The organism is Novosphingobium sp. RL4 (assembly GCF_035658495.1).
Lineage (GTDB): Bacteria > Pseudomonadota > Alphaproteobacteria > Sphingomonadales > Sphingomonadaceae > Novosphingobium.
The window spans coordinates 3,226,349-3,240,803 of the sequence record NZ_CP141944.1 but is presented as its reverse complement, the minus strand read 5'-3'; the positions used below and the strand labels follow the sequence as shown (position 1 = coordinate 3,240,803).

General features: G+C 65.3%; 18 protein-coding genes. 11 read left to right on the top strand and 7 right to left on the bottom strand.

The genetic code is table 11. From position 1 onward, the window contains the following. Positions 1-100: 100 nt before the first annotated feature. The 3 genes from U9J33_RS15545 to U9J33_RS15535 all read left to right on the top strand — a co-directional run bounded on the left by U9J33_RS15545 (position 101) and on the right by U9J33_RS15535 (position 3,205). Positions 101-1,048, top strand: a complete 948-nt coding sequence (locus U9J33_RS15545; RefSeq protein ID WP_324696534.1) for a DMT family transporter — start codon at positions 101-103, stop codon at positions 1,046-1,048. Between the two features lie 85 nt (positions 1,049-1,133). Next, complete coding sequence (gene proB, locus U9J33_RS15540; RefSeq protein WP_054439265.1) at positions 1,134-2,264, top strand: glutamate 5-kinase; 1,131 nt, start codon at positions 1,134-1,136, stop codon at positions 2,262-2,264. Beyond that, positions 2,261-3,205 (top strand): NAD(P)-dependent oxidoreductase, encoded by a 945-nt coding sequence (locus U9J33_RS15535; protein ID WP_324696532.1) that lies wholly within the window; start codon positions 2,261-2,263, stop codon positions 3,203-3,205. The genes proB and U9J33_RS15535 overlap by 4 nt, the downstream gene beginning before the upstream one ends. 65 nt (positions 3,206-3,270) lie before the next feature. Here the strand turns inward: U9J33_RS15535 and fahA are convergent, their stop codons facing one another. Further along, positions 3,271-4,587 carry a fumarylacetoacetase gene (fahA, locus tag U9J33_RS15530; RefSeq protein ID WP_324696530.1) on the bottom strand — a complete coding sequence of 439 codons (1,317 nt, stop codon included), beginning with the start codon at positions 4,585-4,587 and terminating at the stop codon, positions 3,271-3,273. Between the two features lie 60 nt (positions 4,588-4,647). Then, on the bottom strand, positions 4,648-5,415 hold the full coding sequence (locus U9J33_RS15525; protein ID WP_324696528.1) for a TonB family protein: 768 nt from the start codon (positions 5,413-5,415) through the stop codon (positions 4,648-4,650). A gap of 188 nt (positions 5,416-5,603) precedes the next feature. Here U9J33_RS15525 and U9J33_RS15520 point away from each other — a divergent pair, with 188 nt between their 5' ends. Together U9J33_RS15520 and U9J33_RS15515 are read left to right on the top strand one after the other, a co-directional pair. Next, positions 5,604-5,873 (top strand): GlsB/YeaQ/YmgE family stress response membrane protein, encoded by a 270-nt coding sequence (locus U9J33_RS15520; protein WP_054439274.1) that lies wholly within the window; start codon positions 5,604-5,606, stop codon positions 5,871-5,873. 85 nt (positions 5,874-5,958) lie between these two features. Further along, complete coding sequence (locus U9J33_RS15515) at positions 5,959-6,246, top strand: hypothetical protein (protein ID WP_054439356.1); 288 nt, start codon at positions 5,959-5,961, stop codon at positions 6,244-6,246. On the opposite strand, the gene U9J33_RS15510 is transcribed toward U9J33_RS15515, so the two are convergent. After that, entirely contained in the window at positions 6,230-6,556 is a 327-nt protein-coding gene (locus U9J33_RS15510; RefSeq protein WP_324696525.1) for a hypothetical protein, read from the bottom strand. The genes U9J33_RS15515 and U9J33_RS15510 overlap by 17 nt on opposite strands. Between U9J33_RS15510 and U9J33_RS15505 the strand changes: the two genes are divergently transcribed. Together U9J33_RS15505 and U9J33_RS15500 are read left to right on the top strand one after the other, a co-directional pair. Beyond that, a complete protein-coding gene (locus tag U9J33_RS15505) occupies positions 6,555-7,157 on the top strand; it encodes a superoxide dismutase (protein WP_054439275.1) in 603 nt (200 codons plus the stop codon). The genes U9J33_RS15510 and U9J33_RS15505 overlap by 2 nt on opposite strands. A 124-nt stretch (positions 7,158-7,281) precedes the next feature. Next, positions 7,282-8,148 carry an NAD(P)-dependent oxidoreductase gene (locus U9J33_RS15500; protein WP_324696523.1) on the top strand — a complete coding sequence of 289 codons (867 nt, stop codon included), beginning with the start codon at positions 7,282-7,284 and terminating at the stop codon, positions 8,146-8,148. Between the two features lie 40 nt (positions 8,149-8,188). Here U9J33_RS15500 and U9J33_RS15495 read toward each other — a convergent pair whose 3' ends face one another. Together U9J33_RS15495 and U9J33_RS15490 are read right to left on the bottom strand one after the other, a co-directional pair. After that, positions 8,189-8,779, bottom strand: coding sequence for a sigma-70 family RNA polymerase sigma factor (locus U9J33_RS15495; protein WP_082370448.1), 591 nt, complete (start codon positions 8,777-8,779; stop codon positions 8,189-8,191). Next, positions 8,772-8,954: a NepR family anti-sigma factor gene (locus U9J33_RS15490; protein ID WP_132469274.1), complete on the bottom strand. Its 183-nt coding sequence runs from the start codon at positions 8,952-8,954 to the stop codon at positions 8,772-8,774. The genes U9J33_RS15495 and U9J33_RS15490 overlap by 8 nt, the downstream gene beginning before the upstream one ends. Before the next feature lie 266 nt (positions 8,955-9,220). Here U9J33_RS15490 and U9J33_RS15485 point away from each other — a divergent pair, with 266 nt between their 5' ends. Both U9J33_RS15485 and U9J33_RS15480 read left to right on the top strand, forming a co-directional pair. After that, positions 9,221-10,879 carry a CHASE domain-containing protein gene (locus U9J33_RS15485; RefSeq protein ID WP_132469275.1) on the top strand — a complete coding sequence of 553 codons (1,659 nt, stop codon included), beginning with the start codon at positions 9,221-9,223 and terminating at the stop codon, positions 10,877-10,879. 137 nt (positions 10,880-11,016) lie between these two features. After that, a complete protein-coding gene (locus U9J33_RS15480; RefSeq protein ID WP_054439283.1) occupies positions 11,017-11,388 on the top strand; it encodes a PilZ domain-containing protein in 372 nt (123 codons plus the stop codon). 64 nt (positions 11,389-11,452) lie between these two features. On the opposite strand, the gene U9J33_RS15475 is transcribed toward U9J33_RS15480, so the two are convergent. After that, positions 11,453-12,247 (bottom strand): response regulator, encoded by a 795-nt coding sequence (locus U9J33_RS15475; protein WP_054439286.1) that lies wholly within the window; start codon positions 12,245-12,247, stop codon positions 11,453-11,455. Positions 12,248-12,758: 511 nt separating this feature from the next. Here U9J33_RS15475 and U9J33_RS15470 point away from each other — a divergent pair. Further along, entirely contained in the window at positions 12,759-13,439 is a 681-nt protein-coding gene (locus tag U9J33_RS15470; protein ID WP_082370454.1) for a sigma-70 family RNA polymerase sigma factor, read from the top strand. A 23-nt stretch (positions 13,440-13,462) separates the two neighbouring features. Beyond that, positions 13,463-13,882, top strand: coding sequence for a response regulator (locus U9J33_RS15465; protein WP_324699070.1), 420 nt, complete (start codon positions 13,463-13,465; stop codon positions 13,880-13,882). A 62-nt stretch (positions 13,883-13,944) separates the two neighbouring features. Here the strand turns inward: U9J33_RS15465 and U9J33_RS15460 are convergent, their stop codons facing one another. Then, positions 13,945-14,409, bottom strand: a complete 465-nt coding sequence (locus U9J33_RS15460; protein WP_185996813.1) for a pyridoxamine 5'-phosphate oxidase family protein — start codon at positions 14,407-14,409, stop codon at positions 13,945-13,947. Positions 14,410-14,455: the final 46 nt, after the last annotated feature.

The following is a 14,455-nucleotide window of genomic DNA, read 5'->3' as shown; positions in this document are numbered from 1 at the left end:
GCACCGGCGGGGGCAGGGAGGTTGACGGCATCGGCGATTTCGGGTTGGGCGCGAGGCTGGCGCATCGGGTCCGCCGAGCTTGCGAACTGAAGTTGCGGTAATGGAAAAGATGGAAGCGCATTCGCGAAGGCCGGTCGACGGTGGTGCAGCATTGCTGATGGTCGGGCTCTGCGCGATCTGGGGAATGCAGCAGACCGCGCTCAAGGCGGCCGCGCCGGACATGGCGCCGGTCCTCCAGATTTCGCTGCGTTCCGGGATCGCCGCGCTGTTCATCGCGGCGCTGGTCCGTCTGCGCGGCGACGGCCATGCTCTTCGCGGGGGCACCTGGAAGCCGGGGCTGGCGATCGGAGCGCTCTTCGCGCTGGAATACCTGTTCATGGGGGAGGGGCTGCGCTTCACCAATGCCTCGCACATGGGGATCTTCCTTTATACCGCGCCGATCTTCACGGCACTCGGCCTCCACTTCGGATTGCCGGAAGAGCGCCTGAGTCCTTTGCAATGGCTGGGCATCGTCACGGCCTTCGGCGGAGTGGCGGTGTCCTTCCTCGGCGGGGCAAGCGCGGCCTCGCAGCACGATTCGGCGTGGATCGGCGATCTCATGGGGATCGGCGCCGGTGCCGCCTGGGGCGCGACGACGCTCACCTTGCGCTTTTCCCGCCTGTCGCAGGCGCCGAGCAGCGTCACGACGCTCTATCAGCTTCTCGGTGCATTCGTGCTGCTGGGGGCGCTGGCGCTCGGCTCGGGGCAGACATTGGTCAGGCCGACCCCGCTGCTGGGGGTGAGCATGGCGTTCCAGATCGTCTTCGTTTCGCTGGTCAGCCTGCTGGTATGGTTCGGGATGCTGCGGGTCTATCTGGCTTCGCGGCTGGGCGTGCTTTCGTTCATGACTCCGTTGTTCGGCGTGGCCTTCGGCGTCGTTCTGCTCGGCGAGCGGCTGGAGCCGGCCTTCATCGCCGGCGCGCTGATGGTCATGGCGGGAATCCTGCTGGTCAGCGGGCACGAGATGTTCAAGGCCCGGCAGGCGCGCCGTCTGGCCGCCACGTCCTGACGTTCCCGCGACGGGACGGGGTGCGCGGTCCTTTGCAAGCGAGCGCTTTCCTCCGGGCGGCAAGTGTCCTAGAGGCTCGGCCTCCATGCCTGTATCCCGCCTTTCCGATCTCTCCGACAAAGTCCTGAGCCCCCGCCTCGTCGTCAAGGTGGGGTCGGCGCTGCTTGTCGGTAAGGAAGGTGTGCGGCGCGAATGGCTGACCGCGCTGGTCGCCGAGATCGCCGAGGCGCGCGCACGCGGGCAGGACGTGATCGTGGTCTCTTCGGGCGCGATTGCGCTGGGCGCGGCGACTCTGGGGCTCGACAAGGGCGGACGCGGCTCGCTGGCGGACGCACAGGCCGCCGCGGCCGTGGGCCAGATCGCGCTTTCGGGGCTCTGGGCCGAACTGCTGGGCAGCCACGGCATCACCGCCGCGCAGATGCTGCTGACGCTGGAGGATCTCGAGGACCGGCGCCGTTATCTCAACGTCACCGCAACGCTCACGCGCCTGCTCGATGCGGGCGCGGTGCCGGTGATCAACGAGAACGATTCGGTCGCGACTCAGGAAATCCGCTTCGGTGACAATGACCGCCTGGCCGCCCGCGTCGCGCAGGCGGCGCAGGCCAGCGCGGTGTTGCTGCTCTCCGACATCGACGGCCTTTATGACCGCCACCCTCGGGAGCCCGGCGCGAAAATGATTCCGGTGGTCGAAGGTGTGACGCCCGAAGTCCACGCCATGGCGAGCGCGGAATCGAATTCGGGCATGGGCTCCGGCGGCATGGTTTCCAAGCTCCAGGCAGCCGAGATCGCCGAACTGGCAGGTATCTGCCTCGTCATCGGCAATGGCCAGCACGCCCGCCCGGTGGCGCGGATCATCGATCAGGGGATCGGCACGCTGTTCCTCCCCCGCCGCCGTGCGGGCGCTCGCAAGGCCTGGCTCGGCGGGCGGTTGCGGCTCAAGGGCAGCATTGTCGTCGATGCCGGCGCGGCCGCCGCATTGCTGCGCGGGTCGAGCCTCCTTGCCAAGGGCGTGACCGCCGTGGAGGGGCATTTCGAACGCGGGGATCCCGTGGCCATCGTCGATGCCGGCGGCCGCGTGGTCGCCCATGGCCTTTCGGAGTACCATGCTGGCGAATGCGCCGCGATCAAGGGGCTCCATTCGAGCGAGCAGGCCGAAGTGCTGGGATATTCGCCGCGTTCCTCCGTGGTCCATCGTGACCAGCTCGTGCTGAAATGACCGCTTTTCCCCAGATGAACGAGATAGACCGCCCCACCATCGCCCTGACCGGCGCAACCGGCTTCGTCGGCCAGTGCGTGCTGGAGGAAGCGGCGGCCGCAGGGTACGACGTGCGCGCACTGACCCGCCGCGAACAAGAGCGGCGCGAGAACGTCACCTGGGTACGCGGCGAACTGCGCGATACCGCCTCGCTGTCCGAGCTGACGCGCGGGGCGGAGGCGATCGTCCACGTTGCGGGCGTGGTGAGCGCGCCCGATGCCGCCGGGTATGAGGCCGGCAATGTCGCGGGCACCCTGAACCTCATCGAGACCGGCGTGGCCAAGGGCATCCGGCGTTTCGTCTTCGTTTCCTCGCTTTCCGCGCGCGAGCCCGATCTTTCGGCTTACGGCGCTTCGAAGGCCAAGGCCGAGAAGCTGCTGCGCGCCAGTCCGCTGGACTGGACGATCGTACGCCCGCCCGCGATCTACGGCCCGCGCGACAAGGAGATGTTCGAACTGTTCCGCGCCGCGCGCTGGGGGCTGGTTCCGGTGCCGAAGGACGGCCGCGCCTCGATGATCCATGTCGAGGATCTCGCCCGCCTGCTGGTGGCGCTGATACCGGGCGGCGAGGACGTGACAGGCAAGCTGTTCGAGCCCGACGACGGAAAGCCCGAAGGCTGGGACAATGCCGAGATGGCCCGTGCCATCGGCGCTGCGGTTGGCCGCCGTGCCAGGGTGATCTCGCTTTCGGCCGGGGCGTTGCGGCTGGCGGCCCGGGCCGACCAGTTCCTGCGCGGCGACGGCGCGAAGATGACCGCCGATCGCGCCGCCTATTTCAGCCATCCCGACTGGGTGGTCGGAGCAGGCGCGGCCGTGCCGCCGACGATCTGGGAGCCGCGCATCGATACGCGGGACGGTCTGCGGGCCACGGCAGAGTGGTACCGCGCGAACGACTGGCTTTAGGCCGCAGGTTCCAGGCCGACGGGGGAAGCCTGAGGGACGATCCCCAGGCTCCCGTAAATTCCGTCCTAGTTCAGCGGCACCGCCGGCTGCACGATCCCGCTGCACGGACCGAACCCGATCGATACCGCGCCATCTGCCACGAAGCGTCCGGAAAGCGCCAGTTCGTCTCCGTCCTCAAGGAAGGTCCGCGTCTCGCCCGTGGCAAGCGTCACCTTCTCCCGGCCGGAGCGGGTGATTTCCATCAGGCTGCCCTGCGAACCGTCCTCGGGACCGGAAATGGTGCCGGTGCCGAGCAGGTCTCCCGGATTCATCTCGCAGCCGTTCGAGGCGTGGTGCGTGACCATCTGGGCGATGGTCCAGTACATGTTGCTGGCCGGCCCGCGGCTGAGGCGATGGGCCGGAACGCCGTCCGCACGCATTTTGGCGGTGCTGAGGCTGACTTCGAGATCGAGGGACAGGGCGCCCTCGTCCTGGTCTTCCCGGTTCCAGAGATAGGGCAGGGGGCTGGGATCGCCCTCGGGCCGCGGCGGCTGGGCGATGCGGAACGGGGCCAGCGCCTCCATCGTGACGATCCACGGCGAGACGGTGGTGATGAAGTTCTTGGCGAGGAACGGCCCGAGCGGCTGGTATTCCCAGGCCTGCACATCGCGGGCGGACCAGTCGTTGAGCAGGGTGACGCCGGCAACGTGATCGAGCGCCTCGCCGATGGGAATGGGCTGACCGAGTTCGTTGCCTTGCGCCATCCACACGCCCAGCTCCAGCTCGTAGTCGAGCCGGCCGATCGGGCCGAACGAAGGGCTTTCGGCATCGGGCGCTTTGGTCTGGCCGTTGGGGCGGATCACCGGCGCACCGCTCGGCCTCACGGTCGATGCGCGGCCGTGGTAGCCGATGGGGACGTGCTTGTAGTTGGGCAGCAGCGGATTGTCCGGGCGGAACAGCTTGCCGATGTTGGTGGCGTGATGGATGCCCACATAGAAATCGGTGTAGTCCGCGATCTTCGCAGGCAGATGCAGCGTGGCCTGTGCCATCGGAACCAGTAGCGGTTCGACTTGCGCGCGCTCTGCGGCGCCTTCTGCCAGCAGGGCGGAGATGCGCCGGCGCAGCGCCCGGCGCGGACCGGCGCCAAGGGCGAGCAACGGGTTGAGGCTTTCGCCCGAGGCGGCCCGCGCGGCTTCCAGCGCCTGGCCTTCGAGCAGTCCCGACCCGGCCAGTGCGGCAAGATCGAGGATCAGGTCACCGATCGCCACGCCGCCACCTGCGGAATTCCCGCCGTTGGAGAACACGCCCAGCGGCAGGTTCTGGATCGGGAAGTCGCCATGGCCGTTCGCACTTTCCACCCAGGAGCGCAGCGCGCTGTCGTGGGTTTCGTCGATCGTCGCCATGGGAATCTCCTCTTCCGTCTGATGTTTGGAGCGCTTCCCTAGCCGCTCGGCCGCGTCAGGTCACGGGCCCTCTTTGCCATCGTCCCAACCATGCGTCTCGGTCATCACGAAAGGCACCGGCTGCCCCTGTGCATCGCGTGCCGGGCGGAAGCGGAAGCGTTCGGTGATGCGCTGGCACGTTCCCGCATCAAGGTCGGGTCGGCCGCTGGAGGAAATCACGGTGCATTCGCTTACTCGCCCGTCAATGTCGATGCGGTAGCGCAGGGTCAGGTCGGCGCCGCTGCGCGCCTTGCGCAAGTCCGCAGGCAGATCGGCATAGTGGAGGCGGCCGGCGATCTGCCGGGGCAGGGTGGCGACCCCTTCGTTGACTCCGCCGCCTCCTCCGCCGCCTCCTCCGCCGCCTCCTCCGCCGTTTCCGTTTCCCCTGCCGCCCGATCCACTGCCGGAGCCGGAGGTTCCGGAGCCTTGTGCCGGCCTGTCGCCATCTCCCGGATGCCGGGCCGCCACGATCGTCACGGGGGGTGGCAGAACGATGCGGGGAGCAGGCAGGACCACCGGTGCAGCCCGCGTTTTGCGACCCTCCGGTGCGGGCGCGCCCCGATGGGCGGATGACGTTGTTTCCTGCGGGCGCTTTTCGGGAGTTTTGCGGGTCTCGGGCAGCAACACCGTCGCGGTAAGGGCGGAGCGCTCGGGAAACGCCGGCAGGTTCACGCCCAGCCCCCATGCAAGCGCGGCAAGCCCGCCGATCACGATTGCGGCCGATGCCGTCGCGGAAATCGCGCGCTCACGTCGGAGGGCGTGGTGAGGGGCGCGTGGAAGGGAATGCACCGGGTGCTCCTTTCATGGACGGCCTTCGCTGCCGACATTGCCGGAACAAGTTGCCGCATCGAAAGCTCCCGCGCTTTTCTCATTGCGGGACAATCGACCTCCCTGCGGCGAACGGTTGGCCGCGCTCCGGAACCTTGTGCGAACAGCGCAGTTAATCCCGCAACGACACAAATTTTTGGAGAAGCACAATGACTCTACTTCTTATTCTCCTGGTCGGCGGCGTTATCGGCTGGCTCGCTTCCATCCTCATGCGCACCGATGCGCAGCAGGGTGTATTCCTGAACGTGGTCGTCGGTGTCGTCGGTGCCCTGATCGCGGGTCTCATCATCACGCCGCTCATCGGCGGCGCGCCCATCACCAGCGGTGCGTTCGACATCATGTCGCTCTTCGCTTCGTTCCTCGGCGCGGTCGTCCTGCTGGCGATCGTCAACCTCTTCCGTCGCGGTTCCATCCGCTAAGGATCCCGTTAGGGTCTGAACGAGGCCGGCGCGTCCTCCGATGGAAAACGCGCCCTTTTTCAATAACAGGGAAAGGATGCCTGCCATGAAAGCCATGACCACTTCGCGCCTCGCCATGATCGCGATCGTTTCCGCCGGTTCGCTCGGCCTCGCCGCCTGCAACAACAAGGCGGACGATGCGACGGAGCAGCAGGCGGATGCCGTTGAACAGTCGTCCGATGCAACGGCCGACGCCATGCGCGACCAGGCCGACCAGATGACCGGCGCCGCGTCCGAGGCTGTCGACAAGAAGGCCGATGCGGTCGAGGCGGCGGGCGAGGCAAAGTCCGACGCGCTGGAAAACAAGGCGGACGAGATCAGGAAGCAGAACTGATCCGACAGCGATCCGGCTTCTCGTCAGGAACGAGAGCAGAAGGATGGCGGGGCAACCCGCCGTCCTTCTTGCGTTTGGCGTTCTTGCATCCGAAGCGCCCGCGCGGATAATCGGATTCGCCGCCAAGCCTTGCTATCAGGCGGTGGAATGAAAATGCCGCCAATAGATGCTTGAATTGTCGGGCAAGAGGGCAGACATAGCCCCCCGAAAGTCCGAGTGCCAGTTCACGCGCCGTCCGGTGTTTGCGCCCGGTCCTTGCGGATGCGTGCCTGTCCAAACCTTCGATAACCTGAAACAGGAAGATAGCCATGACCATTTCCCTGATCCCGCTGCCCTATGCGCAGGACGCGCTGGAACCGCACATCTCGGCCAAGACCCTGGAAATCCACCACGGTGCTCACCACAAGACTTACGTCGACAAGCTGAACGCCGCCATCGAGGGCACCGAGAACGCCGACAAGTCGGTTGAGGAAATCACCAAGTCGGCGTCGGGCCCGCTGTTCAACAACGCCGCGCAGACCTGGAACCACGGCTTCTACTGGCACTCGCTGAGCCCGGAAAAGACCGCGCCGAGCGAAAGCCTGCTCGCCGCGATCAACGCCGATTTCGGTTCGCTCGACGCGCTGCTCGAAGCGCTTTCGAACGAAGCCGTCAATCACTTCGCTTCGGGCTGGGCATGGCTCGTCGTCGAAGCAGGCAAGCTCAAGGTCATCTCGACCCATGACGCCGGCACCCCGATCACCACCGACGTGAACCCGCTCATCACGATCGACGTGTGGGAGCACGCCTACTACATCGACCAGATGAACAAGCGCCCGGTCTATGTGAAGACGGTTCTCGAGAACCTCATCAACTGGAAGTTCGCCTCGGACAACTTCGACCGCGGCACGGCTTGGGTTTACCCGGCCTGAGCCCGGCAGCCCGGCCGGCGCCGGGCACCATGACGCGCTGAACCGGGCCGGGTCGCCGCTACACAGCGCGATCCGGCCCAAAGCATTTTACCGCCTCTCTTTTTCGGTTTTCAGGATTATCACAATGGACATCGGCTTCATCGGTCTCGGTGCGATGGGCACCGCCATGGCACGCAATCTCGCGGCGGCAGGGCACAGGGTGCGGGCATGGAATCGCTCCGGGGGCTCGGTTGAAGGCGTGGAGATGGTCGCCACCCCGGCAGAAGCCTTCGCGGGCGATGCCGTGCTGACCATGCTTTCCGAAGACGCCGCCATTCGCGAGGTCCTGCTTGACAGCGGCGTGCTGGACGGGGCGCCGGCGGGCGTGGTCCATCTCGTTTGTTCGACCATTTCGGTCGCCTTCGCGCGCGAACTGGTGGAGCGCCATGACGCTGCCGGCGTGGGCTATCTTTCGGCGCCGGTGCTTGGCCGTCCCGATGTGGCGGCGGCGGGCCAGCTCAACGTGATCCTCGGCGGCCCGGCCGGACATGCCGCAAGGCTGGAGCCGGTCTTCGAGGCGATTGCCGGTAAGGTCTGGGACATGGGCGAGGACGCCACCGTTGCCAATGCCGCCAAGATCGCCTGCAACATGATGATCACCATGGCCATCGAAGGCATGGCCGAGGCCGTCGTGCTGACCGAGGGCAAGGGGCTCCCGCGGGAGAAGTTCTTCGAACTGATGCTCGGCACCCTGTTCGGCAGCCGGGTCTACCAGAACTATTCGGGCATCATCGCCGAGCGCAAGTACGAGCCGGGCTTCAAGGCGGTTCTTGGCCTGAAGGACCTGCGCCTCGCCCGCGAGTTGGCTGCCGAAACCGCGATCGGCACGCAGGGGAGCCTGCCCATGCTTGATGCGGTGCACGCCCGGATGGGAGCGGCGATAGAAGCGGGCCATGCCGATCGGGACTGGGGTATCATGGCGGAATATACCATCGGCACCGCTAAAGGCTGATCGGCCGCACCGCCGGGAACAGGGCAGGCGGCCGGGCCGATTACAGGTTCCGGCGCCCGCCCACGTCCACCAGTTCCACTTCGCCGTCGAGCATGCGCGCCAAGTCCGCGCGGGCGCGGGCGACGCGGCTCTTCATCGTGCCGATCGGACAACCGGAGATGTCGGCCGCTTCCTCGTAACTGAAGCCGGACGCACCCACGAGCAGCACCGCCTCGCGCCGTTCGGGGGCGAGTTTCTGCAATGCCGTTTCCATGTCGCCGAGGTGAAGCGGGCCTTCCTGGTCCGCGTCCATCACCAGCATCCGCTCAACCGCGCCTTCGTCAAGGTCGGTCTGGCGCTTGCTCTTGCGCAGTTCCGACAGGTAGTGGTTGCGCAGGATCGCGAATGTCCAGGCTCGCATGTTGGTGCCGGGCGTGTAGCGTTCACGCGCGGTCCAGGCCTTTATCGCGGCCTCCTGCACCAGATCGTCAGCGAAATCCGGGCGACCGGAAAGGCCGCGTGCGAAAGCGCGCAAATGCGGCAGGACGCCAAGCAGTTCCCGGCGGAAAGCCTCGTCCTCTGGGCGGCTTGCGCTGGGGTCGGACTTGCGTGCGGTGGGCTGATCGGGGTGCGAAGACTGGCGGTCAGGCATCGTCCGCCCCGTCCAGCTTCTTGAGAAGATCCCTGAAGCTGTCCGGAAGCGGTTCGTCCACCACGGAGTTGTACAGCTTCCTCAGCCCCCCGGCCCAGCCGGGTTCTCCGTCCTTGCGGACTTCAGGCGGCAGACCGGGCTGTGCCGGCTCGCCATGTCCTTCGGGCTGATTCAACTTTGACTCCATCGTAACCTGAACACTTGCTTGCTGGCCGCAAGCGGGTCAAGAGCCATGCTGCAAGCGCGTTGCACGCTGCGACAGACCGATCCGCTTGTGATATTGCCGGCAAGGCAACCGAACGTCGTTTTCGCTGGAACAATCGAGGCAGGTCTTGGTTCCCTTTGTTACGAAGTCTTGTCCTGGGCTGCCACGCAAATGGTCCGGAGCATGGCGATGCTCTTTAGGAATGATGCAGGCCCATTTGATGGCAGGGATTTCCGGTGATTGATCAGGCTCTGCTCGATAGGGTCCAGAAGCAGGCTTGGTTCCACAAGTATCCGCGCGGCTGGCCGTTCCTGCTATTCATTATCGCTTCGATCACCACGGCCGTGTCGGTCATGGCGATCGAGCGGGCTGACCGGCAGACCCGGCAGGTGGAGCTGGATCGCAATCTCACCGAGATCGCTTCCGCGCTGCAACGCCGCACGACCGAGAATATCGCGCTGCTGCGCGCGGGCGCCGCTCTCTTCGCCACCCAGCGCGAGGTGAGCGAGGACCAGTTCCGCGCCTTCGCGCAGGATCTCCAGGGCAAGGGCGACCTTTACGGCTCGCTCGGCATGGGCTGGGCGCCGATCGTGGCGGTGGATCGCCTGTCGGAAATGGAGATGTCCATACAGGCGGCGGGCCGGGCCGATTTCCTTGTCTACCCCAGGCCGACCTTCGACCGGACCACGGCGGCGCCGATCGTCTATCTCGAACCGGACATCAACGGTAACGGGCAGGCGCTCGGCTACGACATGTTCTCCGAGGAAGTGCGCCGCGCGGCGATGGAACGAGCGATGAAGCTGGGCAAGCCGGTGGCGTCCGGCAAGGTTCATCTGGTGCAAGACGAGAGCAATGCCGAGGCTGCCGGTTTCCTGATCTACATGCCGGTCCTGTCAGGGCGATCGGGCCGGCAGGTGAAGGGTTTCGTGTTCAGCCCATTCCGGGCGGAGACTTTCCTGACATCGGCCAGCGAGCTCTATCGCAACAACAATATCGACGTGGCGATCTACGACGGCGAGGTGGCGCCCGACAAACTGCTGGCGGAGCGCCGGGCGGACGGTTCCGCCGGGCCGACGATGGAGCGGCGGATCGACGTGGGCAGCCACTCATGGGTCGTTGTCATCAGTGATCGCAAGGTCGGCGTGCTTTCCACCGCTTCGCGGATCACCCTGTTCTTCGGTGCGCTGGCCTCGCTTATGGTCATGGCGATCGGGCGGCTCATCACGCGCCGTTCGGCGGAAGACCGCATGGTGCTGGAGTGGCTCCAGAGCCAGGCGGCGATCCGCAATTCGCTGACACGCGAACTGAACCACCGCGTGAAGAACACTCTGGCCAACGTCCTGTCCATCGCCGCGCTCACCCGCAGGCGCGCCACCGATATCGACGATTTCACCGAAAGCCTGACCGCCCGCATTCGCGCGCTTTCGGCCACGCATGACCTTCTTTCCCAGTCCGACTGGACACATGCCGTGCTGGGCGATGTCGTGCGATCGGAACTGGCGCCCTACATGGAGGGTAACGAAAGCCACGTGGAAATGTCGGGACCGGAAGTTCGGCTGGCGCCTAACGACGCCATGTCGCTGGGGCTCGCCATCCACGAACTGGCCACGAATGCGGCCAAGTACGGTGCGCTGAGCACGACAGGCGGGCGGATCCACGTTCACTGGATCCTGGTCAGCCCGGAACTTGCCGAGATCGACTGGCGCGAAGAAGGCGGTCCGCCGGTGGTGGAACCGGCCAAGCGCGGCTTCGGGCGAGATCTGATCGAGAAGATCGTGGCGCACGAACTCAAGTCGGACGTGGACCTGCGGTTCAAGCCGAGCGGGGTGGAATGCCGACTCAAGGTGCCGGTACGGGCCAGCCGCGAATTCACGCTGCGAAACGACCGGCGATAAACGCCGGCATCGGGCTGCAGCCGGAAAGTTCCATATGGCCAACGGGTTGCGCGCGGCGCGGCACGAGAGGTGTTCTTCAGGAATTATTAGGCACACTTGTGCAAGTTGTCTGGCGTCATCCATCGAGGGCAAGACGAATGGACGCGCGAGAGTGGGATCGGCATATCGTCGAAAAGAAGATCGACTGCCTGGGGCAAGACCGCAGAGATTCGGTCTTTCTCTATGACCTGTCCGCCGGCGGCTGCATGGTGGAATTTCCTGAGGCTGCCGCGAAACCGGGTGAGCGGATCGAACTTCGACTTTGCAAGGACCAGGTCGTAGCCGGGGAAGTCGTCTGGCAGGTCGGTGGCTGTGCCGGGGTGCGTTTCCTTGCGCCTATCCATGATGCCCTGGTCCTGCATCTCGGCTTCCAGCCGCCGCCGCTGACGTTCGAGGAGCAGGCCCCGCGCGACCGGTTCGGCCGCGCGCTTCCCCCTATCGATGCAGGCGAACGCCCCGCGAATAGCTGAAGAAAAACCCCGCCGGGGCGAACCGGCGGGGCGGGTATGACCGAATGGGTAGCGCCGGAGCCGATCAGCCGAGCGGCTTGCTCGATCCGAAGAACAGGGCCTGGCTGATCGCCGCGCGCACGGTGGCTTCCTGGAACGGCTTGGTGACCAGATAGGTCGGTTCCGGACGTTCCCCGGTGAGCAGGCGTTCGGGATAGGCGGTGATGAAGATCACCGGCACGTCGCCGAACTTGAGCAGGTCTTCCACTGCCTCGATGCCCGAACTGCCATCGGCGAGCTGGATATCGGCCAGGACGAGACCGGCGGGCGAGCGCTCGAAGATCTCCACCGCCTGGGCATGGGTTGCGGCCGTACCGACTACGCGGTGGCCGAGTTCGGTGACGAGCCCTTCAAGCTGCATCGAAATGAGCGGCTCGTCCTCGATGATGAGAACTTCGGTGGTGCTTTCGCTCTCGATCTCGAGAATGGCCTGGGCAACCAGCGCATCCACGCCGTCGGGCGTCACGTCGAGGATGCGTGCGGTATCCTCGCGGGAGAATTCTTCCACCGTGGTCAGCAGAAGGGCCTGCCGGTGCGTGGGGGCAACGATCGCAAGCCGGGTCTGCGCAGCCTGCTCGTGCTGGCCGCCTTCGCCGGACAGACCCGGATCGTCGACATGGCTGGTCGACCAGATGCGGGTGAACGCGGCGTAGAGTGCGGCGCGGCTGCGCGCGATATCGTCGCGCAGCGTCTTGTCGGCCAGCGCGGCCTCGAGAGTGGCGCGGACATAAGCATCGCCTGAATGCTGCGAACCTGTCAGCGCGCGGGCATAGCGGCGCAGATAGGGCAGCTGGATGGCGATCTGGTCAGAGACGGACATCGAAATTCCTCGGATCGTGGGAAGTCATCTTCCCGTGTTTTCATCTCGCATCGGCGGCTCGCGCCCCCTCCCGACCAGCGTTCCTTGTCTGACGCGGCAGATGGGGCAGGGCAACCCGAAAATTTTTCTCGCACACAAACATCACGCGGGAACCAAGTCTGGCAATGCACGTTCCAACGGTATCACCACTGGCTCCCCCACCCCCCGCAAACCGGTGGTGACCCGATCCCGGAGGCCTCCGTTCACCGCAGAGTGAACGGAGGCCTCAAAGTTTCCGGAGCATGGTTGTTCCCGGCGGTCGCCAAAAAATCTGCATGCCACGGAAATTTTCAGCCTGCTCCGGTGCGCTGGGAATGCGTGATTGCGCGATCGGTCGCGCCGGGGCCTCGTTCCATCGTGTGGCAGGTGCTTCTGAACGGCGTTCAGTGCGGTTTCGGGAACTTTGTGTGCATTAGTCGCGTTTGCCCAACTGACGGATCACGAGCCGTGATCAGCCATGGAGGGAAACACGATGTCCGCAACAACCGAAGCCGGAACCGGCGCCGATAACGCAGCGACGACCGTGCCTGTGGAAGTGGCAGCCCTCAGCGACCGCGATTTCAAGCGCGCCCTTGCCGAAGTGGCCCCGCATCTTCGCGCTTTCGCGCGCGGTCTTTGCGGTTGCCGTGACCGGGCGGACGATCTTGCGCAGGAAGCCATGCTCCGCGCATGGGCCGCGCGTCATCGCTATGCAGCGGGTACCAACTTCAAGGCCTGGACCTTCACGATCCTGCGCAATCATTTCTACAGCGAAGCGCGCCGCGCCCGCTTCCACGGCGAATATGACGAAGTGGCGGCGGAGCGTATCCTGCGCGCCGAGGCGAGCCAGGAAAGCGCCGTCGAACTGGCGGATGTCCTGCGCGCGCTGACCGCCATTCCCGACAGCTACCGCGAAGCGCTGATCCTGGTGGCGGCAGGCAATCTCTCCTATGAAGAGATCGCTCACATCTGCGGCATCGCGCTTGGCACCGTGAAGAGCCGGATCTGCCGTGCCCGCTCGATGCTGTCGAAGGTCATCGAATCCGGCCAGCTCCCCGATTTCCGCCATAACTTCGTCCTTACCGGTGAAGCGGTCGATGCGTTCTTCGCCGAACTGGTCAAGATCGCCAACGCCGACGAGATTGCAGAAGCCCGCGAAGCGGTCGCTGCCTGACAAGGAAAGCCGTCTTGGGCTCCATGATCCCGAATTCTGCCAAGAGTTTCTCCAAGGTTCTTATCGTCGAGGACGAATTCCTCGTGGCATTGCAGTTGGAAGATATCCTCTCCGATGGCGGACATGCCGTCCTCGGCACTTTCCCCGACGCCGCTTCCGTGGCGGCGCTGGGGGAGGCGCCCGATGTCGCGCTGGTCGATCTCAACTTGCGGGACGGATTGACCGGTCCTGCGGTTGCCCGGGACCTGGCCGTCCGGTTCGGGGCCCGCGTCATCTATGTCACCGCCAATCCCGGCCAGATCGACTCTCCGGCTCCGACCGCGATTGGCGTGGTGCAGAAGCCGTTCTCGCGCCAGGCGATCCTCGCTGCGATCGCCTACGCACTAGCCGATAGCCCGGACAGCGAACGCCCTGTGGAACTGGAACCGCTGGTCCGCGCCTGATCCGGACAATAAAAAGCGCGGGAAAGGTTTCGGCCTTTCCCGCGCTTTTTATTGTTTGAAGATCAGACCGCGCCGACTTCGTGCTCGCCGGCCCTGGAGGGATCGATGGTCCCGCCCGTCGCGAGCTTGAACAGGCCGGTAATTCCGATATCGGAAGTCCAGACTTCGGCATCGTCGATCTCGAAGCGCAGCATCACGATCGACGGGTCGGATTTCCCGTTCGGGAACCAAGCCTCTACCGCATTACTCCAGTGGCGGTCCCGAACGGCAGCGTCGGTTTCCTCCACCAGGGTGCCGGCGATACAGGCGAACACGTCGTGTCCCTTGGTGATGACCTGCCCCATGGCACGGCCGCCCTGTCCGATGCGGTTGTCGCGTTTGCAGAAGAACCACACCGCGTGATGCGCGTCCCTGTCCAACAGGGCGGTCATCGGCTCGGCATGGCCATGGGCCGCATCGAGCTTTATCATCATCAGCGGACTGGCCGCGAAGGCTTTCCAGAACTTGTCGCGAACATGGGTTTCCATGGCAGGTCTCCTCCTGATTGCATAAATCCAACGCCGCCTGTGGGCC

What these genes read in the sequence shown, in the direction of transcription:
- fahA (WP_324696530.1), bottom strand. Translation starts at nt 4,587, where the DNA reads ATGGCGACGATCGACGAAACCCACGACAGCGCGCTGCGCTCCTGGGTG.
- U9J33_RS15465 (WP_324699070.1), top strand. Translation starts at nt 13,463, where the DNA reads ATGATCCCGAATTCTGCCAAGAGTTTCTCCAAGGTTCTTATCGTCGAG.
- U9J33_RS15510 (WP_324696525.1), bottom strand. Translation starts at nt 6,556, where the DNA reads ATGGCTATCTTCCTGTTTCAGGTTATCGAAGGTTTGGACAGGCACGCA.
- U9J33_RS15505 (WP_054439275.1), top strand. Translation starts at nt 6,555, where the DNA reads ATGACCATTTCCCTGATCCCGCTGCCCTATGCGCAGGACGCGCTGGAA.
- proB (WP_054439265.1), top strand. Translation starts at nt 1,134, where the DNA reads ATGCCTGTATCCCGCCTTTCCGATCTCTCCGACAAAGTCCTGAGCCCC.
- U9J33_RS15475 (WP_054439286.1), bottom strand. Translation starts at nt 12,247, where the DNA reads ATGTCCGTCTCTGACCAGATCGCCATCCAGCTGCCCTATCTGCGCCGC.
- U9J33_RS15495 (WP_082370448.1), bottom strand. Translation starts at nt 8,779, where the DNA reads ATGCCTGACCGCCAGTCTTCGCACCCCGATCAGCCCACCGCACGCAAG.
- U9J33_RS15535 (WP_324696532.1), top strand. Translation starts at nt 2,261, where the DNA reads ATGACCGCTTTTCCCCAGATGAACGAGATAGACCGCCCCACCATCGCC.
- U9J33_RS15480 (WP_054439283.1), top strand. Translation starts at nt 11,017, where the DNA reads ATGGACGCGCGAGAGTGGGATCGGCATATCGTCGAAAAGAAGATCGAC.
- U9J33_RS15470 (WP_082370454.1), top strand. Translation starts at nt 12,759, where the DNA reads ATGTCCGCAACAACCGAAGCCGGAACCGGCGCCGATAACGCAGCGACG.
- U9J33_RS15460 (WP_185996813.1), bottom strand. Translation starts at nt 14,409, where the DNA reads ATGGAAACCCATGTTCGCGACAAGTTCTGGAAAGCCTTCGCGGCCAGT.
- U9J33_RS15500 (WP_324696523.1), top strand. Translation starts at nt 7,282, where the DNA reads ATGGACATCGGCTTCATCGGTCTCGGTGCGATGGGCACCGCCATGGCA.
- U9J33_RS15545 (WP_324696534.1), top strand. Translation starts at nt 101, where the DNA reads ATGGAAAAGATGGAAGCGCATTCGCGAAGGCCGGTCGACGGTGGTGCA.
- U9J33_RS15520 (WP_054439274.1), top strand. Translation starts at nt 5,604, where the DNA reads ATGACTCTACTTCTTATTCTCCTGGTCGGCGGCGTTATCGGCTGGCTC.
- U9J33_RS15515 (WP_054439356.1), top strand. Translation starts at nt 5,959, where the DNA reads ATGAAAGCCATGACCACTTCGCGCCTCGCCATGATCGCGATCGTTTCC.